This is a genomic window from Bacteroides stercoris ATCC 43183, assembly GCF_025147325.1.
Taxonomy (GTDB): domain Bacteria; phylum Bacteroidota; class Bacteroidia; order Bacteroidales; family Bacteroidaceae; genus Bacteroides; species Bacteroides stercoris.
In genome coordinates this window covers 2502090-2526083 of the sequence record NZ_CP102262.1, presented here as the reverse complement: position 1 = coordinate 2526083, position 23994 = coordinate 2502090, and the positions used below count along the sequence as shown (strand labels likewise).

At 45.6% G+C, this 23994-nt stretch carries 24 protein-coding genes and 1 tRNA gene; 6 read left to right on the top strand and 19 right to left on the bottom strand.

Translation table 11 applies throughout. The annotated features are described in order from the left end of the window. Positions 1–25 precede the first annotated feature (25 nt). Together NQ565_RS10370 and NQ565_RS10365 are read left to right on the top strand one after the other, a co-directional pair. Positions 26–790: a Rha family transcriptional regulator gene (locus NQ565_RS10370; protein WP_005653189.1), complete on the top strand. Its 765-nt coding sequence runs from the start codon at positions 26–28 to the stop codon at positions 788–790. Positions 791–984: 194 nt separating this feature from the next. Continuing rightward, positions 985–1164, top strand: coding sequence for a hypothetical protein (locus NQ565_RS10365; protein WP_005653191.1), 180 nt, complete (start codon positions 985–987; stop codon positions 1162–1164). 108 nt (positions 1165–1272) lie between these two features. Here the strand turns inward: NQ565_RS10365 and NQ565_RS10360 are convergent, their stop codons facing one another. The 13 genes from NQ565_RS10360 to NQ565_RS10300 form a co-directional block, all read right to left on the bottom strand. Continuing rightward, positions 1273–1425 (bottom strand): hypothetical protein, encoded by a 153-nt coding sequence (locus NQ565_RS10360; protein ID WP_155817343.1) that lies wholly within the window; start codon positions 1423–1425, stop codon positions 1273–1275. A 29-nt stretch (positions 1426–1454) separates the two neighbouring features. Beyond that, entirely contained in the window at positions 1455–1979 is a 525-nt protein-coding gene (locus NQ565_RS10355; RefSeq protein WP_005653195.1) for a hypothetical protein, read from the bottom strand. 243 nt (positions 1980–2222) lie between these two features. Continuing rightward, positions 2223–3059: a hypothetical protein gene (locus NQ565_RS10350; RefSeq protein WP_005653197.1), complete on the bottom strand. Its 837-nt coding sequence runs from the start codon at positions 3057–3059 to the stop codon at positions 2223–2225. Beyond that, positions 3043–3564 (bottom strand): hypothetical protein, encoded by a 522-nt coding sequence (locus tag NQ565_RS10345; protein ID WP_005653198.1) that lies wholly within the window; start codon positions 3562–3564, stop codon positions 3043–3045. Before NQ565_RS10345 ends, NQ565_RS10350 begins: the two co-directional genes overlap by 17 nt. Further along, positions 3561–4055 carry a hypothetical protein gene (locus NQ565_RS10340; protein WP_005653199.1) on the bottom strand — a complete coding sequence of 165 codons (495 nt, stop codon included), beginning with the start codon at positions 4053–4055 and terminating at the stop codon, positions 3561–3563. The genes NQ565_RS10345 and NQ565_RS10340 overlap by 4 nt, the downstream gene beginning before the upstream one ends. Next, entirely contained in the window at positions 4052–4282 is a 231-nt protein-coding gene (locus NQ565_RS10335; protein WP_005653202.1) for a hypothetical protein, read from the bottom strand. The genes NQ565_RS10340 and NQ565_RS10335 overlap by 4 nt, the downstream gene beginning before the upstream one ends. A gap of 11 nt (positions 4283–4293) precedes the next feature. Continuing rightward, positions 4294–5631 carry a phage major capsid protein gene (locus NQ565_RS10330; protein ID WP_005653204.1) on the bottom strand — a complete coding sequence of 446 codons (1338 nt, stop codon included), beginning with the start codon at positions 5629–5631 and terminating at the stop codon, positions 4294–4296. Then, positions 5628–6386: an HK97 family phage prohead protease gene (locus tag NQ565_RS10325; protein WP_005653206.1), complete on the bottom strand. Its 759-nt coding sequence runs from the start codon at positions 6384–6386 to the stop codon at positions 5628–5630. The genes NQ565_RS10330 and NQ565_RS10325 overlap by 4 nt, the downstream gene beginning before the upstream one ends. After that, positions 6367–7680: a phage portal protein gene (locus tag NQ565_RS10320; protein ID WP_074713730.1), complete on the bottom strand. Its 1314-nt coding sequence runs from the start codon at positions 7678–7680 to the stop codon at positions 6367–6369. Before NQ565_RS10320 ends, NQ565_RS10325 begins: the two co-directional genes overlap by 20 nt. A gap of 216 nt (positions 7681–7896) precedes the next feature. Beyond that, positions 7897–9777, bottom strand: a complete 1881-nt coding sequence (gene terL / locus NQ565_RS10315; protein ID WP_005653211.1) for a phage terminase large subunit — start codon at positions 9775–9777, stop codon at positions 7897–7899. Further along, the gene (locus NQ565_RS10310) at positions 9774–10322 is read right to left on the bottom strand and encodes a terminase small subunit (protein ID WP_005653213.1); all 549 of its coding nucleotides are present in this window, start codon (positions 10320–10322) and stop codon (positions 9774–9776) included. The genes terL and NQ565_RS10310 overlap by 4 nt, the downstream gene beginning before the upstream one ends. 789 nt (positions 10323–11111) lie before the next feature. Next, positions 11112–12317 carry a site-specific integrase gene (locus tag NQ565_RS10305; protein WP_005653215.1) on the bottom strand — a complete coding sequence of 402 codons (1206 nt, stop codon included), beginning with the start codon at positions 12315–12317 and terminating at the stop codon, positions 11112–11114. Positions 12318–12477: 160 nt separating this feature from the next. Beyond that, positions 12478–12550, bottom strand: a tRNA-Gly gene (locus NQ565_RS10300). 150 nt (positions 12551–12700) lie between these two features. Between NQ565_RS10300 and cobU the strand changes: the two genes are divergently transcribed. The 4 genes from cobU to cobC all read left to right on the top strand — a co-directional run bounded on the left by cobU (position 12701) and on the right by cobC (position 15749). Next, positions 12701–13216 (top strand): bifunctional adenosylcobinamide kinase/adenosylcobinamide-phosphate guanylyltransferase, encoded by a 516-nt coding sequence (cobU, locus tag NQ565_RS10295; RefSeq protein WP_005653216.1) that lies wholly within the window; start codon positions 12701–12703, stop codon positions 13214–13216. Between the two features lie 37 nt (positions 13217–13253). Further along, positions 13254–14291, top strand: a complete 1038-nt coding sequence (cobT, locus tag NQ565_RS10290; RefSeq protein WP_005653218.1) for a nicotinate-nucleotide--dimethylbenzimidazole phosphoribosyltransferase — start codon at positions 13254–13256, stop codon at positions 14289–14291. A gap of 107 nt (positions 14292–14398) precedes the next feature. Next, entirely contained in the window at positions 14399–15199 is an 801-nt protein-coding gene (locus NQ565_RS10285) for an adenosylcobinamide-GDP ribazoletransferase (RefSeq protein ID WP_005653219.1), read from the top strand. A gap of 19 nt (positions 15200–15218) precedes the next feature. Continuing rightward, on the top strand, positions 15219–15749 hold the full coding sequence (gene cobC, locus NQ565_RS10280) for an alpha-ribazole phosphatase (RefSeq protein ID WP_005653220.1): 531 nt from the start codon (positions 15219–15221) through the stop codon (positions 15747–15749). Between the two features lie 3 nt (positions 15750–15752). On the opposite strand, the gene cbiB is transcribed toward cobC, so the two are convergent. The 6 genes from cbiB to menD are packed head-to-tail and all read right to left on the bottom strand — an operon-like array spanning position 15753 to position 23993. Then, the gene (gene cbiB, locus NQ565_RS10275) at positions 15753–16727 is read right to left on the bottom strand and encodes an adenosylcobinamide-phosphate synthase CbiB (protein ID WP_005653222.1); all 975 of its coding nucleotides are present in this window, start codon (positions 16725–16727) and stop codon (positions 15753–15755) included. 38 nt (positions 16728–16765) lie between these two features. Beyond that, a complete protein-coding gene (locus NQ565_RS10270) occupies positions 16766–17797 on the bottom strand; it encodes a threonine-phosphate decarboxylase (protein ID WP_005653224.1) in 1032 nt (343 codons plus the stop codon). A 13-nt stretch (positions 17798–17810) separates the two neighbouring features. Beyond that, a complete protein-coding gene (locus NQ565_RS16975) occupies positions 17811–20444 on the bottom strand; it encodes a cobyric acid synthase (RefSeq protein ID WP_005653225.1) in 2634 nt (877 codons plus the stop codon). Positions 20445–20453: 9 nt separating this feature from the next. Beyond that, positions 20454–21488 carry an o-succinylbenzoate synthase gene (locus NQ565_RS10255; RefSeq protein ID WP_005653226.1) on the bottom strand — a complete coding sequence of 345 codons (1035 nt, stop codon included), beginning with the start codon at positions 21486–21488 and terminating at the stop codon, positions 20454–20456. An 8-nt stretch (positions 21489–21496) separates the two neighbouring features. Next, complete coding sequence (gene menB / locus NQ565_RS10250; protein ID WP_005653228.1) at positions 21497–22321, bottom strand: 1,4-dihydroxy-2-naphthoyl-CoA synthase; 825 nt, start codon at positions 22319–22321, stop codon at positions 21497–21499. Between the two features lie 10 nt (positions 22322–22331). Then, positions 22332–23993 carry a 2-succinyl-5-enolpyruvyl-6-hydroxy-3-cyclohexene-1-carboxylic-acid synthase gene (gene menD / locus NQ565_RS10245; protein WP_005653230.1) on the bottom strand — a complete coding sequence of 554 codons (1662 nt, stop codon included), beginning with the start codon at positions 23991–23993 and terminating at the stop codon, positions 22332–22334. Between the last annotated feature and the right edge of the window lies 1 nt (position 23994).

Sequence of the window (23994 nt, the reverse complement as noted above, 5' to 3'; positions counted from 1 at the left end):
TCTTTTTATCATAATTCGTTATAATATGCTTGACACAACGAATGAGTTAATTCCAAATCAGAAAGGTATGACCTCTCTTCAAATAGCAGAGGTCACGGGTAAAAGGCATGATGCTATCTTACGAGACATCAGGAACTTACTCAAACAAGGAGTAGCTGCCCACAATTTTGTGGAGACCTCTTACACTGACAAGTCTAATAGGCAAAGTCCTTGTTTTAATCTCACCCCTAAAGGCTGTCTTATTCTTGCATCAGGTTATGATGCGGTTCTGCGTGAAAGAATAATCAACCGTTTAGAATACCTCGAAAATGAGAAAAAAGTTATCAAGACTCCACAAACTTATCTTGAGGCATTGGAAGCGTTAGTAGCTTCTGAAAAGGAAAAGGAACAACTCCGTATTGAAACAGAGCAGCAACAAAAGCAAATCGAGCAGAAAGATGCAAAGATTACCAAACTCCAGCCTAAAGCCGACTTCGCCGAAGCTGCCTTCAAAGCAGAGGGCAAAGTAGACATAGGTCAAGCCGCAAAGATACTCAATCTCGGTTTTGGTAGGAACACCCTTTTCGGGAAGCTAAGGGATGCGGGCATATTCTTCAAAGACAGGAACGAGCCGAAACAAAAGTATATTGACGCAGGCTACTTTGAAATGACGCTGTTGCCGCCAATACGCAGAGACAACCACCCTGACATATTATGCCAAAAGGTGTTTTGCAAACCAAAAGGTCTTGCTTATATTAACCATCTATTTGGCGGAAAGCCTTCTGATGGGAAAATAGCAAAAATCAAATAGCATTGAAGCATAAACATTTACAGGTACGGAGTAATGACGTACAGCTATAACTATACCCAAAAACATATTGCCACGTAAACAAGCATAGATGCACGTTGAGGTTCGACCAGCGAAATCACGTTATGATACCCCGCCAGTAATACGGCTGGCGGGCAGATGGCAGAAATAACGACTAAAACAAATATTCATCTATTATGGAAATCAGCACAGCAATGATGCAACACATCCTCCGATTGACGGAAGGATATACGGATTTATTGAACGAACTTAAGGAAGTCAAGGCGGAACTTGCAGAACTCAAAGGAGAAAAGCCCAAGAAGCCGACAATTCATGAAACCAAATACCCACACATGAGTATAATAACCAGGAAATGATTGTATAAGGCGGGAGTTATCCCGCCTTTGTTCTGTTTTTAATATTTTTCAATTTAAAGGCAGAAAAATTACGGGGGTTATACAAAAAACAGTGTTCTTTTTTTAATATCAGAACCAAACATATTCAATCAGTTTCCCGTTGAACATTTCGCCTCTTGGGCAAAAATTGAAAACCCCGTCTTTCTCATAAAGGATATATACTTTCCCCTCCATCTTTGCGGCTTTTCTTGCAAGCGAACGCATCTTAGCTATATCTGCCATTCTCTTTTTGTTTTCACACGCACATCCCATTATAAACCGAATTTTCTAAAATAATCCGCAATGCCTTGCTTTATATGCCTTTCCATGAATGCCTTTCTCGCATAAGAACCGACCTTGTAAATCGCCTGTCCGTATTTCTTTTCTATATCACCGCTAAAGCTTATCCCCACACTTTCAATCCTTAGCCCCTTATCTATCGGTACGGCTGTAATAGAATCGTGAAATTCACCCGTAATTATCAGGTTTGGCGTCCCTTTTGAACTTACAGGAGCGTTTATCAGCGAAGAATACATAAGCGGGGCTACCCTTTGCTTGAAAGCAGCATAGCCTTTGGCGTTCTTATACCAATACCCCGCTTCTTTGGTATTGAAATACGGGTCATTAAAGTAAGTAGGGCGTAACGGTTTGTCATTTCCGTTAATACCTGACCATAGTTGTTCTACAATATATTGGGAAACTTCTTCTCTGTTTTTTACCATAATATCCCGTATCATCGGTTCAAATCCGGTAGCAAACCGTCTGAAATTTTCTTCTGCTTCAATAATGTTAGCCATAGTCAAGACAATTTAGGGGCGAATGAACGCCCCCAATTAAACGATACCACCATCATAATATACAATCATCTTTTTTCTGTCTTGCCGCACCGGAAGATGCTATATCATCGTAGATGGACGAAAGGGTTTTCTCCCTTTCTTCGGGCGGTCGGTCAAGAAAAAACACATTCTTATGTGTGTTTATGAAGTCTCTCTTCTTCATATTTCTCACCCTCTCCTCATTGAATGTTACACCTTCTACTATCATGTCCAAGCCTCAATACCCGTAATTCCAGCTTCTTGCAATACAGAGGGAGATGCAAGGGTAACGGAGTCCTCGCCAACGGTAGTAATGACCCCGTTAGCATAAGAAGCACTTGTCGCCCCGTCCAACACTTTTTCTGCATTCTTTGCCAGTAATTCACCGTAATACTCCGTAATATCCAAATTTCCGAAGTGCTCAATCAATTTATACTTGTTTGATTCTGTTGATACCAAATCAACATATACCAATCCTTTCAATGCGTCAACGACATCAAAATCATAAGCTCTCACATCCGCGTTCTTAATATACTTTTCGTAATCCTTGAACATGGTTGCGATAGTCAAGTTGGCTTCTGTGCCAGAAGAATCCCAGTCCTGACCGCCCGGATAAACGCCGGACAGTGGAATGCCCGCCAAATCTTTCGTACCGTCATTCATTCCGTAAATGACGTTGTTCTCATCTACAAAATAAGCATCAAATGCCACATTCTTTGCCACCATGATGTTTGCTTTCAAGCTGGCATCGTAGTCCTGCAAAGTCCATACATCATTTTTAGCTGAATAGCTTGTGATTTTAGCAGGGCCGTATCCCGTAGCGGAAGTTTGCGCCTCTCCACCGGAAGGTGCATATTCCACAATCGTTTTGATAGGGAATATTCTTCCCGGACGGTCTGCATGGCAAGCCTTTTCAAAGGCTTCCGCTGTTTTCTCTGTAGGTATCTTATGACCGTGAATAGTCAGTATGATAGCTTTTATTTTACCGGGGTCAAGCACACACACGGAGCTACCCGTATTAAAAGTTGCAACGCCCGGACACTTTCTATAATCTGTTGCCATAACATTTTACTTCTTTAATGGTTAAATTTACATTTTTCATCTCGATAGCATCAATAAAATCACTGAATGGTTTCCCGTCTTCTCCTATTACCCCAACCCTGCCATATCTGTAGTTTTCAATGTAGGAATGTGGAACCACATCATTGTAACTACGGACAATGTTTATGTCTTTCTTGATTTCATCCAAGAAAATATTGTATATAGGTCGCAATACCTGCTCAAAGGAAGTCTTTTGCCGGTCTTCATTCGAATACCTTTTCAAAGTGTTTACCATAATAATAAACTCCAGGCTAACCTCAGTCTCGGCAGAACTTCTATCTTCCGTGAACGGAGAATAAAGACATATTATAGGAAACTTCAATTTACTTGTCTTGGGACTTTTACCCCATAAAGTTAATTGATTGCTTATGTAGGCCCAGTCTCCGAATAAAAACGACACATTGCTTCCGTATCTTTTCGATACCTTTTTTACAATGTCCGCAAATATATCATTTACCGGCTTCATATTCCCATACAGTTTATTTTACGCAACATACATGGATTGAAACATACACCAGCATATTCCTTTCCTTGCAAAAGTTTATAAACACGCTTGTTCATATTTACCATATCATTCCATGCCCTAATTTGCAAAACTTGTGGAGAAACAGCATCTCCATTGGCAGAGGTTACTGTTCCAACATTTGTTACGCTGTAATTACCGTCCGCTATATACTTGAAAAATATATAGCAAGCAATAGGGCTGTATTTTTCTGATAAAATAGCAAGCAGCCTATCCCATTTATCATCAACGCTATCTTCTTTTGAGTTAAGATAATCGGTAAAAGCCTTACACATATCCTCACCAAGTATACGAATCAAATATTCCTGTTCATATACGGAAATATATGATTCTATTTTGCCCAACTCCGCATCTCTTGTTATAGAGGGAGCGCCAGTGTCAGGATTTATCCCGACACTCAGCAACCCGGTGAAAGATTCGTAGTCAATTATCATACCGTATCTTTTTTCGCAGATTTACGTTTAGTGAACAACTCCTCGCAACCCAACGCTCTGGCATCATTAATCAGTTCGTTTGTCGCTTCAATTTTACCCTCGGCATAAAACTTGCTCGCAAGAGCCATTCCGACTGAAACTTCATCGCCTGTTTTATACTTCACACCATCCTTGACAAATGTTACGTTATAACGCTTAGTCAGGTTTATTCTATATTCTTTTCCCATAATTATTCTCCTTATGCTTCTTGAGTGATACCTTCTATTACAGTAGAGAATGTGTCCTTTACAAATGCGGTCTTATATTGCGACTTGATATAACACATCAGCCTCTTCTCTGCGATTACAGTCACGATATTCTTGCGGAAATCGTCATTCTCCCATCCTAAGGTAATAGACAATTCCCACAAGTCACGAATGTTCAAGTATGAGAAATCACCCATGATGAAATCTCCTTGTTTTACTGCTGTGGTCGTTTCTACACGCAATCCCTGAATCAATTCATCTCCATATCGGAATGGGCGGAGATATTGACCGTTAGCATCCTTAGCCAACTGCATGGACGCGTAATCCAATGGGTTCATCAGTACAAGGTTCGGACGATAAGCCATTTCGCTGGTGGATACAATTTGCGAATATCCAGCCACAAGAGCATCAAACATATTTGGCTTCTCAACATAGAAAGTAGAGAGAGAGAATGCCGGCATATCCGATGCAACGCCTTTTATTTCTCCACCAGAGCCATTGCCTGACAAAATTCCCTGCTCTTCTTTGATTCCAAGTTTATTTACCATTTCCGTTTCAACTTCATTGACGAAGCTGGGAAAATCCGACAGCGTTTCCTCTGTAAATTTAGCAGCAATAGCCACTTTGGCAGCGGTTATTGTTTTTTCTGTCAATGTCGCATCCATCAAAGGCTTTAGCCCACCTTCAGGAACCCATGCAGCATCTCCGTCCTTGCTTGTATATTCCGCATAAACCAAAGCCCTATTATTTGTGCTTGATACATTTGCATATTTTCTAATGACGGTTTGCGCTCTCGGATTGACTGATAAATTTGGGTCAACCTCAAGTCCGTAATGCGGAGCAAGGGACCCGGAAGTAATAGTTGCAGCGTCTTTCTTTTCCAGCACAAGATTTAATCCCAACTTATTGCCGGGAGCCGACTGACAAGCCGATTTCAAATCAAGAGACATAACGCCCTTCTTGTCCGCAGCAATATACTCCTTGAGCTGTTCGTGTAGCTGCTCATAAACAGATTTAATCTTTACCTCCCCGTTTTTACCTACTTCGGTAGAAGCCTTTACACGTAAAATGGCATTCTCCAATTCATTAACCTTCTCCTCAAAAGTCTTTTTGTCAATGCCGGCAAAATCCTTTTCCTTGATGTCATTTATGGAATCAGCGGCATCCTTTATGGATTTACGCAAATCTTCCAATTTCACTTCATCCGCAAGATAGCCTTTCACTTGTTTTTCAAAGGCTTCTCCCATTTTTTCGTCCAAAGATTCAAAAAACTTCTTGTTTTCTTCGGACAAGCCGGATGTGTCCATAAGTTCTAAAAATCCTAATTTCATACCGATTTTAGTTTTAATAAATTACATAATGATTTTTCTTCCGTTTTGCCATTACTGCCGGCTTCCATCCCTTTGGGTGGAGCAGGTATAACACCGTCCGGCCTAAAAGATGCAAGTGACATTGCTTTGGCTATAATTTTTTGCAAACGCTGTTGCTTGGTTGTACTCATATTTTTACATAACAAGGAAATTTCACCGCTTAAATCCTTATAAGCGTTTTCGTAGTCTTCAATTGACTTCAACCCCAAATACTCAGTTTCTCCATTACAGCCAATTGATACTACCGATATTTCATACAGCTTAACCTCTCTAACAATCAGAGCTTGTTTTTCGTAATCCCATTCGCAATTCTCCCATACATATTCATAGCCAATAGAGAATTGATTAAGCGTGCCTGACTCAAGTTGTTTTATGGCCCTATCTCCAAGTTCAATCTCATCTATGCGCGCCTCAAAATAAAGCCCTCTATCATCTTCTTTCAATTCTGTAATAAATCCCAAAGGCTCTGACATGTCGTGCATCCAAAGGAGTATAATTTTGTCATTTGCCTGGCTTTGCGGCCCTCTTTCATTGATACTTTTTGAAAAGCAACCTTTCAATAGAATATCATGAGCCTTATCCACGTTTCCGAATACAGCAGCGTATCCGCTGATAGTCCGGCTTTCGGGGCTGTATTGGACATCCTTTGAGTTTATGGAGAACAATTTATACTGCATCCCCATCTTATCTTTGTATTTATTTGTCATTGTTTCCATTTTCCTTACTGTTATTGACGTTATTTTCAACAGATGCACTGCTTGCTGCATTGCTATCAAAATCTCCTTTTGGATTATCCGGGTCAATATCTATGTATCTTGCAACTTCTATACGTGCCTCATCATGTGTTATCAAAGACTTATCTATCAATCTCTGTAAGGCATCAGCAACTTTAACCAATGTATTGGCTTCTGTCTCCTTATTGGTTTGAAGGCATTCAACATCTGTAAAATCAATCTTAATAAAAACACCTTCCGGACATATGGCTTTTGAAAGACATTCTGCTATCTTTCGGCTATCTGGAATGATTACGTCCTGATAAGCCTTTTTCCCGGCACTTTCAAGGTTGTCGTATTTGGCATCCGTAAAAAGATTGGCATTTATGCCCATTGCATTGGCAATCTTATCTGTACACCTCTTATCCTCTTCATGAAGTTTTAATTCATCAGCATTAAAATCAAGAGGAAGCCATCCTAATTTGTAACGTGTCACCAAAATGGGATATTCCTTGTTTACTAAGCCATAATCACGTTTAAATCTGTCCTTTATATCCTTTTCATCTTCCGAGGAAAGGGCAACATTTCCCATCTGGTCAGTATAATCATTATAGAGCACGCCTTTAGGACCACCATTTACAAGCAATGTATGGCTTGCAGACATAGAAGCTACCCAGTTTGATATAGGCTGGGAAAGGCTATCTGAAACGGACTCAAATTTGACATCAGCAGTCGCACCGCTATTTATTACTATATTGCTGTCATATATTACAAGATATTCATAGTCCTCCAACTCTAATCGAGTTCCGTTACAGTCTATATATACACTTGATATAATATTTTTCAGTTCGTATTGGCGAAACACCTTACCGGTTCCTTCCATATGGAAAATCTCAGGTGGAATTATCCACATTGCCTTAGGAGTGCTTGTTTTTGTCGCTCTAACAAGAACAATTGGACAATAGCCGAATACCTTAAGACATATTTCAATTTGCTTTACAAATGAAGAGAATGTTTGCAGCGGATTGGGAGCGTTGAGTATATTACGTATATCGGCAAATGTCCTTTTTTCATTTCCATCCTTATCTACCACATAAGGAATACCACGGGACATCATAGAACCGATTTTATCAACTACAGTGAAGAAAGGCGTACAGGAAACAAGCGCTCCGGCTTTATCCAAATTGTCAGTCATGTCATAATATACTTTCCATTTGGAACGCCTTCCAAACAAATCGGACAAAAACCAGTAGTTTCCTGCTGCATCTCTTTCTACCCGATTTACATTATCATACATCGGAATAGACTTTTTATTCTCTGGCTTCCAAAATTTAGTAAATATGCCCATATACAAAGCAGGAGTGACAGCAAATAAATGCGGCCACTCCCATATATTTAGTGTTTTAGTCCATTAATACGGTTGCGTGCAACTTCACACGCTTGTAGTGACCCTACGTGTGCAAATATATATATTATTTAGACTAATTCCAAATAACAAACAGCATTTTTATGATTATTTTTTTGATTTTCTTTTTACTCTATCCGCTATACAGCACAATACATACATTGCTTCATAGACATCTTTGCCGTCATAGTCCATTAGATTACGCATAAATAAGGACATTTTATTATCTCTCTTGAATTTAAAATCTCGAATTAGCCCCTTAAATGCTTCAATATAAGAAAGTTTCCCTGTATTTTCTTGCCTTGCCCACACATCACCTATTTCAGCCCTATAATCGCGTATATAATGAAGCATCGCCTGCGAAGTCTCAATGTTTACATCGGCACCAGCGACCAGCGCGGCGATTTCTTTGATGGGAATCAATTCTCCTATATACGCATCGTCCACATATATTGTATCATGTACAACATACGCTTTCGCATACAGAAAACGCCCATTAAGCAGTGGATGTATTTCTACAATTGGAATGCCGGAAAATGCGACTGTCGCCGCCTCATAGCTGTCATATTCAAAATCTCCGCGTTTTTCTACGGTTCCGGTAAGAGCATCTGCCCCATCATCATGTGCGTTTTTTCCGAACTTCCTAAAAGATTTTATCTCTGCATAAAATTCAGGAAAGAGCACTTCCCAACCTTCCGGCATATATGTAAGATTCATAACCTCAGCGGAGCGGGTAAATATTCGAACTTCCTTATTCCCCGACTGATGAAACCATTTTATTTCTGTTTCATTATTGCCCATTATCCGTGATTGCCGCTCTACGTTTCGGGCAAAACCACGTCCACCGTTATTGCTTTCAATGTTAGCTATGGTTACTCTATCTTTGGCAAGCAAAGCTGCAACTTGCGGTTCCGTAACCTCCATAGGAGCGTCCGTATATAGTATGCTTAAAATAAAGTTGCCTATTTCTGTATCCACATAATCTATGGAACATAATCTGTCACTGCCCGTATCTGCGGTATCGGTATAATTTTTCCGAATGGCACGGTTGGTATATGGTATTTCCCTATAAGTCTTGAATGTACCGTACATGAGACCTTCTATAGGTGTAGGGTTCTGCATATATTGTGTTTCAAAGACGAATGGATTTATTCTATTGAGATTATGCAATTCATCCAATGTGTGTTTAAATTCCCACAAAGGAAATTCTTTCCCGTCCGCTTCTTTTTCTATGACCGGCAATGAAAGAACAGTCCATTGCCCTGGCTCTGTTTTCATAAGATAGCCGCACAAATCATTCTCATGCAGGCGCTGCATGATTATTACAATCGGGGTGTTTCGGCTGTTCACTCGGTTACGGATAGTAGTTTCAAAGCGTTGGTTAACCTTTTCCCTTTTCACGTCAGACAAAGCGTCCTCCGGCTTAATAGGGTCGTCTATGACAATGGCGCCGGAAAACCTTGCCCCCTTTAATATGCTATCTATTTCTTTTTCTGTTTCTTTATCATCTATATCGTCCACCTCTCCAGCGCCAAATCCCGTTATCTGTCCACCTGTTGATACCGCATATACACCACCGCCAGCAGTGGTACTCCACTTCTTTTTGCTGTCTGTGCCTCTCTTTATCTGGACATACGGGAACAGCTGTTGATACTCTTCTGATTTAACTATGTCTCTAATCTCTTCTGAATTATCGTGAGCCAAATCGTCAGAATATGAGAGATGGACAAACTTTGAGGAAGGGTTGAGTGCCAATCCGTATGATATAAAGTTCTTTACGGCTAATTCGGTCTTTCCATATCGTGGTGCAATATTGATTATCAGTTTTTGAATTTTTCCGGAAATAACATCATCCAACGCATTACATATGCGTTCATGGTGTCTGCTCACCACAAATTTGCGCCCTGTTTTACTTTTAAAGAAAAATTTTGTGTAATTGAGAACGCCCGACATACAAAATGCTTGTAGATACCGTACACCGTCCATCATAGCCTTTCTATCAGTTTCTTTGCTTCCTCGACACTTATGGGTTTGCTGGTATTCATCTCTATTTCGGTAGGCTCATCAAACCCAAGCATTTTACATATACGCTCAATAGCCTTTATCTTATCATAAAGTTCTATCTTCACATATTCAACATCTACAATTTCCGGAGCATCACTTGTTCCGATATTTTTTTTCAATATCTTGGTAGATATACTTTTTATTGCTGATTTCTCTTTGTCAGAGAGTTCATCAAATTCTTTACGCTCTATCCATGTGTTGTGCATGCTGGCAATGGATGAGAAAGCTATACCGGACAATTCTTGTAGAATGCGTTCTTTAGTTATATCCGATTTGTTTTTTTGTTCCTCCTGCAACTCTTTGACCCTTTGGGCTACCTTTGGGTTGGACAACAACTTGCAAGATTCTTCCCACACTTGTTTGTCTTTCATCTTCTTGGACGAATAGGCACGACGATAAGCATCAGAAGCATTGCCACTTTCGATGTAGTAGTTGCAAAAATTCTCTTGTTTGATTGTAAGTCCTTTCATGTCTTTTCGTTAGTATGGGAAGCATGCCACTTGACATGCTTTTGCAAAGATAATAAAAATATATTGCAATCATAGCGCATATTTTAATGTTCTTAATCATGGCTTATTGGTTATACACTCAACCCAAATTCTCGGCAACACCAGCCACGTGGGTATAGAGTGTCCTTTAGGCGATTTGGCAGTCCGATTTCACCTGGACGTATTGAGCCAAACGGCCAACGGACTTTCCTCTTGAATGGTTCCAAACTCCCGTATAACGACCGAGCCTTTCAAGGGGCGAATGACATCAACCTGCATCCGCTTCGAGGTTTTAGGTGGGGTGACACCCGTACAAGCATCCTCTAAGTGCTTCCTTGCATCGTACTTCCTGCGGTTTCCCGCCCCGTTTTCACAGCCCTCTACAAGGTTCCTTCATCGGTCAGAGGTGCACACACAGCGTCATGACCGATTGTATACTGGCTTTAAATAGAAAGCCCCGTAATAGGTACGAGCTACTACGAGGCAATCATATATAAACTCCATAAGGAGAATGTTTAATCAATGTCTAGTAACATCCCGTACTTGTTACACGGGTAAAAGTAGGAATGTTTTTTTGCACAATCGGAGAAAAGGAACAATCTTTAATATTTACTTTTCATACTGTCGTTAAAAGGAACTAAAAGGTGACAAAAGCACCTAAAAGGATGATATAATAAAAATAACATGCACATTACCAACTAATAATCAACATATTATAGATATAGAAGGGTATCTTTATATTAACATTTTATTGTATTTATAATGATATGTTTACACATTGATATTGTTCACGAAATCAATGACCTTTCTATTCGCTTCATCAACTTTTTTCATATCGAAACGGATATAGATGTCGGTTGTTGTACTGTTCGCCCAACTATGCCCAAGCGCGTGGGCGATTACCTCTTTGGGGACATCGAGTTCTGCCGCTACCGTGGCCCATGTGTGTCTTGCCCAATATGAGGACAAATCAGGGAATAAAGGATTTCTACTCTTTTTCCCTCCCAATCCCTTCCTTTCTGTCTCTCCAATCTGTTTTAACCCTATTCCCATACGATGTAGGAAATCCTTGTAATTTCCGTATTCGTCCATTATATTAAGAAGATAATCCTTCCCTTTGTATTTCTCAATTATAGCCTGCGCTTCCGGTTCTACTTTAATACTGTATAATTTCCCCGTCTTAGCTCTTTTATATTCAAAACGACCATTTACCAATGCAGAATGTTTTGCGTTGAACAAATCGGCTGCATTTACCCCTATGAGATAGAACATGAGCATGAACATATCCCTATATCTAATCTGGTATTCCTCACATGGATAATCTCTCAATAACCTAAGTTGTTCTGCTGTAAGGCTGCGTTTTCGGGTTTCCTCTTTCTTTATTGAAAATCTTCTGAATGGATACAATGTTGTGTACTCCTCATCAATGGCGTAGTTGAATACACTACGTATGTTCCGTAAATGAATAGCGTAGGCATTAACCTTCATCGTCTTTGCCATCCACGCTTCAAAGTTTTCCAGCCATGACTTATCCATGCTCTCAAAAGTACAATGACTATCGTATTCCTCAATCTTGTTTCTTGTGGTTGTATATATAGACTTAGTCCCCTGATTGGTTTTCTTGGAAACGAATTCATCAAGATAATAGAGAAACGTCTTTTGATTTTCAACCTTGCTACTTATAGCGTCCTCTATCAACTTCTTCAAAGCTTTGTCTGTAGTTGATTTCAACTTTTCTTGTTGCTCTAAAGTAAATATTACTGTTTCCGCCTTGTTTATTATTCCACGGGCAACTATATTCCTCGGCTTGTAATTTTGTGCACGCACAGAATATTCATTCCCATTCCATTCTTTTTCCGATGCACTTAGCTGCGTAGCTATCATTATTTGTTTGTTGTGGAATACATTCAACTTTATCGGATAAGTGCCATCTTTTTTTTGCCTTCTTTTATCAAGGTAGAATTTAACCGTTGCCATATATCTATGTTTTTAGTTTATGCAAATCTGAAAATTTGCATAGAATTTGCATACAAAGATAAGATTAAAAGGGTTTAAAAGGGTCTAAAAGCGGAATGTTATTCAGCATATATAAAAAAATAAGCAGCTACTTTATTTGTAACTGCTTGATTTTCAAGAGAGCGGCAAGCGAGGCTCGAACTCGTGACCCTCAGCTTGGGAAGCTGATGCTCTACCAACTGAGCTATTGCCGCAGGTTTCGTTTCCCTTTATTCTGAAAACATCGGCAAAGGTAATGAAATCTTTTAAAAAAGAAAAAACGAAACCGCTAAAAAAATACTCTATTCTTGCCACTGCCGCAGAAATCATGTACATTTGCTTTCATAAAAACTTCAAGCAAACCAATGAGACGAATCATACTTATTACCGGTGGAGCACGCTCGGGCAAAAGTACCTATGCGGAAAAGCTGGCGCTCAGCCTCTCGCCCACCCCTGTCTACCTCGCTACGGCACGTATATGGGATGAAGAATTCCGCAAACGGGTGATACACCATCAGGAAAGGCGCGGACCGGAATGGACAAACATAGAAGAAGATAAAAAGCTGAGCCGCCACTCGCTGTCCGGACGCACCGTACTGATAGACTGCATAACGTTGTGGTGTACCAATTTCTTTTTCGACCTGGATGCCGATACAGACCGTTCCCTTGCCGCAGCCAAAGCCGAATTCGACCGCTTTACAGCACAGGATGCCACATTTATATTTGTCACCAACGAGATAGGTATGGGCGGCACATCCGAAAACGAAATACAACGGAAGTTTACGGATATGCAAGGCTGGATGAACCAGTATGTGGCTTCACGGGCAGATGAAGTGATTTTAATGGTGTCGGGGATTGCAACAAAAATTAAATGTGAATAAGTACGGAATATAAGAATGAAGTATAAGATATAAAATTATGAAGACATTTGATATAATAGGACCGGATGAAGCTATACGACCGGCACTGGTTGAGAAAATCAATAACCTGACCAAGCCGAAAGGGTCTTTGGGAATGCTGGAAAGCCTTGCGCTTCAGGTAGGGCTCATCCAGCAAAACCTGACTCCCATTCTGCAACATCCTCAGAATATCATCTTTGCTGCCGATCATGGTATTGTAGAGGAAGGTGTCAGCCTCTCACCCAAAGAAATTACCTGGCAACAAATCAGTAATTTCCTTCATGGAGGTGCCGGCGTCAATTTTCTGTGCCGCCAGCACGGATTTGCATTAAAGATAGTGGATGCGGGAGTTGATTATGACCTGCCTTATGAAAAAGGAATCATCAATATGAAAGTGCGCAAAGGCACACGCAACTATCTGCACGAAGCTGCAATGACCGAAACGGAAATGGAACTTTGCCTGGAACGGGGTGCGGAAGTGGTGCTCCGTTGCCGCGAAGAAGGCAGTAACATACTCAGTTTCGGGGAAATGGGGATAGGCAACACATCCTCTTCTTCCCTATGGATGAGTTGCTTCACCGGCATTCCGCTAAAAGAATGCGTCGGTGCGGGAAGCGGGCTGGACGATGCAGGCATCCGCCATAAGTACGAAGTCTTGAAACAGTCGTTGGACAACTACAAAGGAGACGGTTCGCCGCGTGACATCATCCGCTACTTCGGCGGGTTGGAAATGGTTATGGCAGTAGGCGCCATGCTGCAAGCCGCCGAGCTGAAAATGATTATTCTGGTAGACGGCTTCATCATGACAAACTGTATCCTTGCCGCTGCCAAGCTGTATCCCGAAGTGCTGCATTATGCCGTATTCGGACATTGCGGAGATGAATGCGGGCATAAACTTGTACTTGACTCATTAAATGCCAAACCATTGCTACACTTAGGATTAAGACTCGGAGAAGGCACGGGAGCTATCTGTGCATATCCCATTATAGAATCGGCTGTCCGCATGATTAATGAAATGGATAACTTCGCACACGCTTCCATCACCAAATACTTTTAAGAAGCCCCTCAAACGGCATCTCTAAGCAGAGAACCATTTTATAGATAACATATATAACTTTGTTGATAGTACCCATATTTTAATTTTATAGACAATACCTATATATAATGAACATACTGGCTGCATTTATCTTCTTCACCCGACTGCCCTTTTGGAAAATCAGGGAAGTACCCGCCGCATGTTTCAAGCATGTAGTACCCTACTGGCCGCTAACCGGCTGGCTGACGGGCGGCATCATGGCAGGCACTCTCTGGCTGACCGGACAGATACTGCCCGTATCCCTTGCCTGGATTATAGCCATCATCGCCCGCCTGTTTGTTACGGGATGCCTGCACGAAGACGGGTTAGCGGACTTTCTGGACGGGTTCGGCGGCGGCACCACCCGCGAGCGTACGCTTGCCATCATGAAAGATTCCCATATAGGAAGCTACGGAGTTATCGGACTGATATTCTATTTCCTATTGCTGTTACAGATGCGCAATCTGCCTCTGAATTTCCTTTGTATCCTTGTTTTCTGCGGCGACTGCTGGTGCAAGTTCTGCGCATCCCAACTCATTAACTGCCTGCCATACGCCCGAAAAGAAGAAGACAGCAAGGCTAAAGTCGTGTACAACCGCATGAGTCGCCAGGAATTGATATCCGCCTTCATCTGCGGATTGCTTCCTTTCGTCTTACTCCTGCCGGTAAAGATGTGGCCTGCCACCCTCTTCCCGCTGCTCGCATTCGTACTGCTGTGCCGCCTTATGAAACGCCGCCTGCAAGGATATACGGGTGATTGCTGCGGAGCGGCTTTCCTGCTTTGCGAACTGGCATTCTACATAGGCAGCCTTGTATTGGTATATGTCTATGCAGGTTTTGGAATCGATTTCCTTACGGACTTTGTCTCGGTTCCCTTTTATTTTCACTAAACATTTAATCTGAAAAATTATGGAAGTTATACTTATTCGTCACACATCCGTCGATGTACCGCCCGGCGTATGCTACGGACAAACGGATGTTCCCCTGAAACCGACATTCGAACAGGAAGCGGCCGTTACCCAAGAGAACCTGAAAGCCTTTCTGCCTTTCGACCATGTATATACCAGTCCGCTTACGCGCTGCGTACGCCTTGCCACCTATTGCGGCTATCCGGATGCAGAACGTGACAAACGGATTATGGAAATAAACTTCGGCAGTTGGGAAATGAAACCTTTCGACCGCAACGACGACCCGCGCCTACAGGAGTGGTATGCCGACTATTTGAATGTAGCAGCTACGGGCGGAGAGTCGTTCGCCATGCAGTACCGGCGTGTCAGCGACTTTCTCGATGAGCTGAAAGGAAAGCCCTACCAGCGGGTGGCCGTTTTTGCCCACGGCGGCGTCCTGATTTGCGCACAGATATATGCCGGCATCATCAAACCCGAAGAGGCATTCAGCGCACTGACACCCTATGGCGGTATCGTCAGGATTACCCTTTAGCACTCAGAAGAATGAGGGAATAACGTACATACAGGTAGCGGTAGCAACAACGATGATTACCATTATCCATTCCACACTGCGGTTGATGCGCACGGCAATCCTCATGTCTTCGGTTGTCAAAGGCCGTTTATTGTCGCCGATATAAGGTTTCCACACTTCCTCGCCAAAATAGTTGTGAGGACCACCGAAGCGGCAGTCCAATATTCCGGCAAGCGCCGCTTCCGGATAGCCGGAATTGGGACTGGCATGCTTGCTGCCGTATTTCCCCACAAAAAGCAGCAACGGGAATCTGCCGGAAACCGCCACCATGAGAAAAGCCGTCAGACGGGCGGGGATATAGTTGGCTACATCGTCCAGACGTGCCGCGAAACAGCCGAACCGACGATAGCGTTCATTCCTATACCCTATCATGGAGTCGAGTGTATTTATCATCTTATAGGCAAGCATACCCGGCACACCCAGCAACATATACCAGAACAGCGGAGCGATTACGCCGTCGCTCAGGTTCTCTGCCAACGTCTCTAATGCCGCCGTACGTACTTCCTGCGCCGAAAGTCCGGAAGTGTCGCGCCCCACAATACGGGCTACCTGCTTCCTTCCTTCTTCCAACGAACGGTCTACAGCCTTAAACACCCCGCAGACTTCTCGCACCAGCGTAGTACCCGCAAGGCAATAAAAGATGAGCAGCACCTGCAAAGTCAAAAGCAGACCGGGAGAATAATGCGCTGCCCAACGCAGCAGGAACAATGTAAGCAGATAAACGCCTGCCACCAGTACCAACGACATGACAGCCCCTTTCAGAAAACGGGCATTCCCCTTATTCAGACGATGCTCACAGAACGAAATGGCCTTTCCGAAAGCCACCACAGGATGCGGCAGCCAGACAGGATCGCCCAACCAGTGGTCGAGCAGCCATGCCGTAAGCAGCGGCAGGTTCAGATTGAAAGCAATGCCTAAAAATATGATTATATCTTCCATAAAATGTTTATCACTCAGGTTCTACTATTACGCCGGCTCTACCCCGCCATAAATTCCTCTATCGCCGCCACCAGTCTGTCGTTCTCTTCCGGTGTCTGTGTGGCTATGCGGAAAAAGTGCTCGTCCAGTCCCGCAAAGTTGGACGCATCCCGAATGAGTATGCCATGCTCCCCGGCAAGATACTCTTTCAAGGCAGACGCCTTGCCCATGCGAAGCTGCACCAGCATAAAATGCGTCTGCGTATCCCAAACGTCCAATCCGCCTACGGCTTTAAGCGCCTTGCCCAGACGCGCCGTCTCCTGCAAATAAGCAGCCACATCCAACGGTTCGGGCACATCGTTCTCCAACAGGAAAAGTCCTGCTTCAATGGCAAGCCGGTTGACCGACCACGGCATACGGTTGGTGCGCAGCCGCTCCAGCAAACCGGAACTGCCCGTTACATATCCAAGCCGCAAACCGGGAATCGCATACCTTTTCGTCATGGAATGCAGCAGGAGTACATTCGGATACTCCGCCGCCTCTGCCGGAGAGAAAAGCGGACACAGCGTAAAGAACTCATAAGACTGGTCTATAATAAAACAAACCTGCGGATTATGTTCAATCAATCCGCGCATATATTCTTTACCGGCCACCGTTCCCGTGGGATTGTTGGGATTGCAGAGCCACAGCATCCGCACATCGTCCGGCAGGCGATACCCGTCCTGCTCCTTCGGCAGTTGATAAAGCGAACTCACCCGGTGTCCGTGCATACGGCAGGCATCCGCATATTCGCTGAAAGTGGGTTGCAGGATAGCTGTATTCGTACCCCGGAAAGTCTGTGCAATAAGGTATATGGCCTCCGTTGCGCCATTCGTTACGCAAACAGCTCCGGACGGCAGCTGACAGCGGGAAGCTATACGGGCTTCCAACGTATAGGGTTCGGGTTCGGGGTAATTGCCTATCTCCCCGATACATTCGCAAAGATGAGCTTTCAAACGGGAAAGATTCACTTTGCTGTACACGTTGGAACTGAAATTTGCCGTTATCGGGCGGCTGTATTTATAGGAATCGTCTCCGTGTCCGTCGATCATATTCTATCCGATTTTAATTGTTGTCCGTCAATATCTTGTAAATAAGCGGCAGGTTGACATGCTGCCGCACATGGTCGGCGAGTTTGTCATACTGCTCTTCCTTAAACTGCCGGTAGTTGAACGTTTCCGCCTCTTCCGACAATTTACCGGCAAACGGTTCGAGCAGGAAGTCGATAAATTCCGGATTGTCGAGAATGCCGTGAATGTAAGTCCCCATGCACGTACGGTCCACGATATACCCGTCACATTGCCCGCTTTCCAACCGATTTAGCGGAGAAGCGGACGCTCCCTCCACCGGTACGGTACTACCCATGTGAATCTCGTAACCTTTTAGCTGAAAGTGGGGCGCTGAAGGTTGGTTGTTGAAAATTGAAGGGGAAAAATTACCTTGCGGAACAGCGGCACGGCAGTTTTCAAGAAGTTGGAAGTTCACCTGCCGCGTCACCTTTTCTCCCGTCATTCGTGTACTTACGGGCAGTAGTCCAAGACCGGGCAACCGTTCTATCTCCCCTTCCACGTGATCGGGGTCGAGTACTTCCTGCCCCATCAACTGATAGCCGCCGCAGATGCCCAACACGGCAGTTCCCTCACGATGGGCACGGATGACGGCTTGCGCCACTCCGTTGCGGCGCAATTCATAGAGGTCGGCAAGGGTACTCTTGCTGCCGGGCAGGATGATGATATCCGCCTTCGCCAGTTCGTCGGTGTTGTTGGTATAGAAAAGATGCACGCGCGGGTCACGTTCCAGCACATTGAAATCCGTGAAGTTGCTGAGGTGGCGCAGCAGAACCACAGCTATATTCACCTTACCCTGCTCCGCCTGCAATGATTTGGTGGCAAGGGCAAGCGAATCCTCTTCCTCGATATAGATATCCTTATAATAAGGAACCACCCCGACCACCGGAATTCCGCAAAGCTCTTCCAGCATTTTGACGCCGGACTCGAAGAGACGTATATCTCCCCGGAATTTATTGATAAGAATACCTTTTACATGCTTGCGTTCTTCGGGAGTAAGCAGCATTACCGAACCGTACACACTGGCAAAGACCCCGCCACGGTCTATATCCGCTACCAGAATCACGTCCGCACCGGCATACATTGCCATCGGCAGATTCACGAGGTCTACCTCGCGCAGGTTGATTTCGGAGATGCTGCCCGCACCTTCCAATACGATGGGATTATATTTCTGCGCAAGGCGGTCATACGCCGCACATACTTCCCTGCGCAACTCCTCGCGTCCTTCCTTGCGGAAATAGTCGTATGCACCACGACTGCCGATAGGCTTACCGTTCAATACCACTTGCGAAGTCCGGTCCGACTGGGGTTTCAGCAGTAACGGATTCATGTCTGTATGGCACGGCACTCCGGCGGCTTCCGCCTGCACGGCCTGTGCACGTCCTATCTCCAGTCCTTCGGGAGTGGCATACGAGTTAAGCGCCATATTCTGCGCTTTGAAGGGAGCAGGCCGGTATCCGTCCTGCCTGAAAATGCGGCAAAAGGCAGCGGCTATAATGCTCTTGCCCACATCGCTGCCGGTTCCGGCAAACATTAAAGGGTGAAGTTTTTTCATTTGTCGAGCTAATATACGGCATCCGGCACGGTCTGTTTTACCATTCTCCGTTTGCGGTATCGATTCTGTCATAAAAATATGTCTGGGACGATGATAGGCGTCCAGCACCGTCTGCAACTTACTCTCCAGTTCTCTTACATCCACCTGTCCGGCAATCAGCAAGGTAAGCGCCTGCCCCAAACGCGGATCGGGAACAGAAGTAACTACAAACGGTACAGGGATAAACGGCCGTAGTCTTTTCTCCATTTCCTCCGCCTGTATCTTGATTCCACCGCTATTGATAACGTTATCTTTCCGGCCTGCAATGGTAAAACTTCCATCGGGATAGAGGCAGGCAATGTCATTGGTCTGCAAGACCTCCCCGCAAATCAGCGGAGCTTTAATAACCAGCGTACTTTCAGCAGATAAGGACAGTTCGACCGAGGGAAAAGGATAATAATGCTTGGAAGCGGTATCTCCGTTCAGACGGCGCAATGCGATATGGGACAACGTTTCCGTCATGCCGTACGTAGAATAGACCGCCGTGGGAAGAGCGCTCATTTTCGCCTCCAGACTGTCGTCCACCGCTCCGCCGCCGATAATCAGAATATCCGTCTGCTCCAGCCGCGCCTTTTCTTCGGGAACACGGAGCGTGTTATAAACCTGCAAAGGAACCATCGCCGCAAATCTCAGCGGTTCTTCTATATCCGAAAGAGGATGGCCGGAAGCAGGACGCACTATCAGATTCAGCCCCGCAACCAAAGAACGCACCACCACCATCATAGCCCCTATATAACGAAGGTTCATACACAGCAAAGCGGTATCTCCTGCTTGCAGGTTCAGAAACTCGCAAGTGAGACGGGCGCTCTGCATCATCCGGTCCTTGCGCACCACCAGCCCTTTCGGCGTGCCTGTGGAGCCCGACGTATGGACGGTGATAACTGGAGAGGCATCGAACCACTTCTCCAGAAAAAGATACAAATCCCACAAGGCGGGCGGGCAGTTTTCCGCTCCCTCCGCCACCAACCGAGATATATCCCCGGCCGTATACTCCTTTCCTTGCAGCAGCAAACGCTGTCGTTGTCGGTCGAATATCATCGGATACCTTTAAATATCATCATTACAAAACCATAAACAATCTTTCCTCACCTCAAGAGGCATTTCCACGTTGTCCGTAAAAAGCAGTCCTGTACCCAGCCCCTGAGGCAGCAGATTATCGAAGGTGGCACACCATTGGGCTATTGCATTCAGGCCGATATTCGACTCCAGAGCCGAAGTAATCCACCAGCCGATATGCCGTTTTTCCGCTTCGGCAATCCACTCGTTACCACCGCATATCCCGCCGTGCAGGGAAGGTTTGAGAACAATATACTGCGGATTGATTGCCGAAAGCAGCTTCCGCTTCCCTTCCGGCGTATTGCAGCCTATCAGTTCTTCATCCAAGGCTATCGGCAGCGGAGAGTCGGCAGCAAGACGCGCCATTTCCTCCCACTGCCCCGCACGGATGGGCTGTTCAATGGAGTGCAGCTCCAGTTCGGACAGGCGTTTCAGTTTCTCCATCGCATCAGCCGGAGAGAAAGCGCCGTTGGCATCCACACGCAATTCTATCTCCCTGGAAGAGAAATGTGCACGGATATGGCGAAGCAGAGCCAACTCATCCTCAAAGCCGATAGCGCCGATTTTCAGTTTGATACAACGGAAACCGGCTGCCATTTTCTCCTCTATCCGGGAGAGCATCGTGTCAAAGTTGCCCATCCAGATAAGCCCGTTTATCGGAATCCCCGCCTTTCCTTGCGAGAAGTCCGTATCGTACAATGCCCAACTGCCCGTCAGGAGATGACGGAGCGCAGTTTCCAATCCGAACAGGATGGACGGATAGTCGCGCAAGGCATCCGCATCCAGTTCTCCCCCGCACTGTTCCAGCCGGCGGCAAGCCCCGGCAAGTATATCCTCGTAATCGGGAAGGTCGTCACAGCTCAATGCAGGCAGCGGGGCGCACTCTCCTATTCCCGTCCTGCCCGGATAGTCGGGAGAGGTCAGATGAAGATACCACACTTTCCGGGTCGTATACACCCCGCGGGAAGTCCCCGCCGGCTGCTTGAAATGCAGCAACCGGGGGATAATCTCTATCTTACAGTCCATTACGGGTGTCAGGGGAATTTGGGATACAGCTTGAAGTTAGGCTTGCGTTTCTCCAGAAATGCGTTCTTGCCTTCCTGGGCTTCATCCGTCAGATAATAGAGCAAGGTAGCGTCACCTGCCAGTTCCTGAATGCCCGACTGTCCGTCCAGCTCCGCATTCAGCCCCGCCTTAATCATGCGCAAAGCCAGCGGACTGAGCTGCATCATCTCTTCCGCCCACTGCACATACTCGTCTTCCAGTTGCTCCAAAGGCACTACCTTGTTGACCAAGCCCATTTCCAACGCTTCCTGCGCATTGTATTTCCGGCAAAGGAACCAGATTTCACGCGCTTTCTTCTGACCTACCACACGAGCCAGGTAAGATGCGCCGAATCCGGCATCGAAACTTCCCACACGGGGACCTGTCTGACCAAAGATAGCATTCTCGGAAGCGATGGACAAGTCGCACACCACATGCAGCACGTGTCCGCCACCGATGGCAAAACCGTTTACGGCGGCAATCACGGGTTTCGGGATGCTGCGGATTTGCTTCTGCACGTCCAATACGCTCAAGCGGGGAACGCCATCCTTACCGATATACCCGCCGCGTCCTTTCACATTCTGGTCGCCTCCGGAGCAGAAAGCCTTGTCGCCCGCTCCGGTAATGACAATCACATCAATATCCGCTTCCTCACGGCAGATGCGCAAGGCATCGCTCATTTCGGCGGTAGTGGTCGGAGTAAACGCATTGCGGTAGCGTTCGCGGTTGATGGTGATACGGGCAATTCCGTTATAGTATTCAAAAAGAATATCTTCATATTCCCGGATGGTTGTCCATTCTCTTTTTGTCTGCATAATCTGTATTCTATTTTAATTGATGATAATAATTCTTCAACATACGGGTGTCTTCGTCCTTGTCGGTAAACACTTCCAGCAAGACAGGCCGCTCCGCCGCCTCCGGACTGGTGAAGGGCTTCATGGCCTCAGCCAACTGTCCGCCGTTCTCCGCACACAGGTAAAGGAATCCCCGCTCTTCCGCCCAGCCTTTGGCCGAAGTCTTGTGAACCGCTGTGATAAACTTATGCGAAGACTCCGACATGTCGAGCCCCGGCAATGTATGAAAGATTTCTCCGCCGCCGTTATTCAGTAAAAGGATGCGCAGGTTGGGACCGATATTGGCATTCCACAACGCATTCATATCGTAAAAGAAGCTCAAATCTCCGATAGCAACGAAGTTCAGCTTGTCAGACGCCGCCGCATACCCCACAGCCGTGGAAAGCGAACCTTCGATGCCGCTGGTTCCCCGGTTGCAGCAAACCTCTACGGTGGGCGAAACGGCATACAACTGGGCATAACGCACCACCGAACTGTTTGCCAGATGCAGTACCGATGCTTCCGGCAAGGACTTTATCAACGCCCCCACTGCCGCCATCTCCGAATAAGCGAACTCCGGTTCGGGAACAGCCTTGCAGTAGTCTTCCCAGATGCGGGGATATTCGGGAGTCCGGGTTTCAAGCAGGGCCGCTATCTTTTCCAGAAACTCAAACGGGTCCATTTCTATAACGGTGGTCAAGGAGCCGTAAAGGTCGGTCACCTCGCCATCCGGCGACACATGCCAATGCTCTTTGGGCGGATGCCGGCGAAGGTACTTTTTCAACCGTTTGGATACGATATGCCCTCCGTAAGTAATCAGCAGTTCGGGAGCCATCTGGTCCATTTTCTCTTCGGGCATGGCATAGAGCGCCGCATCGAAATTCTTCACGGGAATGCCCGGAACCGTCCGGTTGCCGATATGCTCCGTCAGCCATGCAAAATGTTTATACAGCAGTTTGGTATACCGCTTTTCAAACAGATAGATAAGATTCATCTGCCCCACCACAATCATACGCTTCCGGTATTTGTTCATGCGGTCGATGAGTTCGTTATAATCGCGGTCGTAGACGTTCAGCCCCTGATAGCGGGTGATGACGCGTACTTGGGGCAATGCCTCCGTCGTGAAATTGAACAAAGGTTCGGAAACGGGCACATTGATATGTACCGGTCCTTTTCCGTGATGGTTGGTTTCCAGCAGGGCTTCGTTTATCAGTCGGTTGCAGAACCACTCATCCTCGTCCGTATGAATTTCGGGAAGGTTGACGGATTTCTTGACCAGCGACCGGAACACCTCCGGCTGCGGAAGCGTCTGTCCGTCCATCTGCCCTATCCAAGCAGCCGGGCGGTCGGCGGAGATGACTATCAGGGGAACTTTCTGATAAAAGGCCTCCGCCACGGCAGGGTGGAGATTCAGCAAAGCGGTTCCCGAAGTACAGCACACCGCAACAGGCTTGCCGCTATTCAAAGCCAGGCCGAGGGCAAAATACCCCGCACTCCGCTCATCCGTCATTGCATGGCAAACAAAGCCCGGGTGATTAGACAAAGTATGCACGATGGGGGCATTGCGGCTGCCCGGGCACAACACGACCCTGGTAATTCCGTACGCCTCGAGAAGCGCTGCCAGTTGGAGTATATTCTTTTTGTCTGTATACATG

Bases quoted from the DNA above. Each gene is read 5' to 3' on its own strand.
- NQ565_RS10285 (WP_005653219.1), top strand. From the start codon at position 14,399: ATGAACATACTGGCTGCATTTATCTTCTTCACCCGACTGCCCTTTTGG.
- NQ565_RS10310 (WP_005653213.1), bottom strand. From the start codon at position 10,322: ATGAAAGGACTTACAATCAAACAAGAGAATTTTTGCAACTACTACATC.
- NQ565_RS10350 (WP_005653197.1), bottom strand. From the start codon at position 3,059: ATGGCAACAGATTATAGAAAGTGTCCGGGCGTTGCAACTTTTAATACG.
- NQ565_RS10355 (WP_005653195.1), bottom strand. From the start codon at position 1,979: ATGGCTAACATTATTGAAGCAGAAGAAAATTTCAGACGGTTTGCTACC.
- NQ565_RS10365 (WP_005653191.1), top strand. From the start codon at position 985: ATGGAAATCAGCACAGCAATGATGCAACACATCCTCCGATTGACGGAA.
- NQ565_RS10255 (WP_005653226.1), bottom strand. From the start codon at position 21,488: ATGGACTGTAAGATAGAGATTATCCCCCGGTTGCTGCATTTCAAGCAG.
- NQ565_RS10335 (WP_005653202.1), bottom strand. From the start codon at position 4,282: ATGGGAAAAGAATATAGAATAAACCTGACTAAGCGTTATAACGTAACA.
- NQ565_RS10340 (WP_005653199.1), bottom strand. From the start codon at position 4,055: ATGATAATTGACTACGAATCTTTCACCGGGTTGCTGAGTGTCGGGATA.
- NQ565_RS10370 (WP_005653189.1), top strand. From the start codon at position 26: ATGCTTGACACAACGAATGAGTTAATTCCAAATCAGAAAGGTATGACC.
- cobU (WP_005653216.1), top strand. From the start codon at position 12,701: ATGAGACGAATCATACTTATTACCGGTGGAGCACGCTCGGGCAAAAGT.
- cobT (WP_005653218.1), top strand. From the start codon at position 13,254: ATGAAGACATTTGATATAATAGGACCGGATGAAGCTATACGACCGGCA.
- menD (WP_005653230.1), bottom strand. From the start codon at position 23,993: ATGTATACAGACAAAAAGAATATACTCCAACTGGCAGCGCTTCTCGAG.
- NQ565_RS10360 (WP_155817343.1), bottom strand. From the start codon at position 1,425: ATGGCAGATATAGCTAAGATGCGTTCGCTTGCAAGAAAAGCCGCAAAG.
- NQ565_RS10305 (WP_005653215.1), bottom strand. From the start codon at position 12,317: ATGGCAACGGTTAAATTCTACCTTGATAAAAGAAGGCAAAAAAAAGAT.
- NQ565_RS10345 (WP_005653198.1), bottom strand. From the start codon at position 3,564: ATGAAGCCGGTAAATGATATATTTGCGGACATTGTAAAAAAGGTATCG.
- NQ565_RS10325 (WP_005653206.1), bottom strand. From the start codon at position 6,386: ATGGAAACAATGACAAATAAATACAAAGATAAGATGGGGATGCAGTAT.
- cobC (WP_005653220.1), top strand. From the start codon at position 15,219: ATGGAAGTTATACTTATTCGTCACACATCCGTCGATGTACCGCCCGGC.
- menB (WP_005653228.1), bottom strand. From the start codon at position 22,321: ATGCAGACAAAAAGAGAATGGACAACCATCCGGGAATATGAAGATATT.
- cbiB (WP_005653222.1), bottom strand. From the start codon at position 16,727: ATGGAAGATATAATCATATTTTTAGGCATTGCTTTCAATCTGAACCTG.
- terL (WP_005653211.1), bottom strand. From the start codon at position 9,777: ATGATGGACGGTGTACGGTATCTACAAGCATTTTGTATGTCGGGCGTT.
- NQ565_RS10320 (WP_074713730.1), bottom strand. From the start codon at position 7,680: ATGTATGATAATGTAAATCGGGTAGAAAGAGATGCAGCAGGAAACTAC.
- NQ565_RS16975 (WP_005653225.1), bottom strand. From the start codon at position 20,444: ATGATATTCGACCGACAACGACAGCGTTTGCTGCTGCAAGGAAAGGAG.
- NQ565_RS10330 (WP_005653204.1), bottom strand. From the start codon at position 5,631: ATGAAATTAGGATTTTTAGAACTTATGGACACATCCGGCTTGTCCGAA.
- NQ565_RS10270 (WP_005653224.1), bottom strand. From the start codon at position 17,797: ATGATCGACGGACACGGAGACGATTCCTATAAATACAGCCGCCCGATA.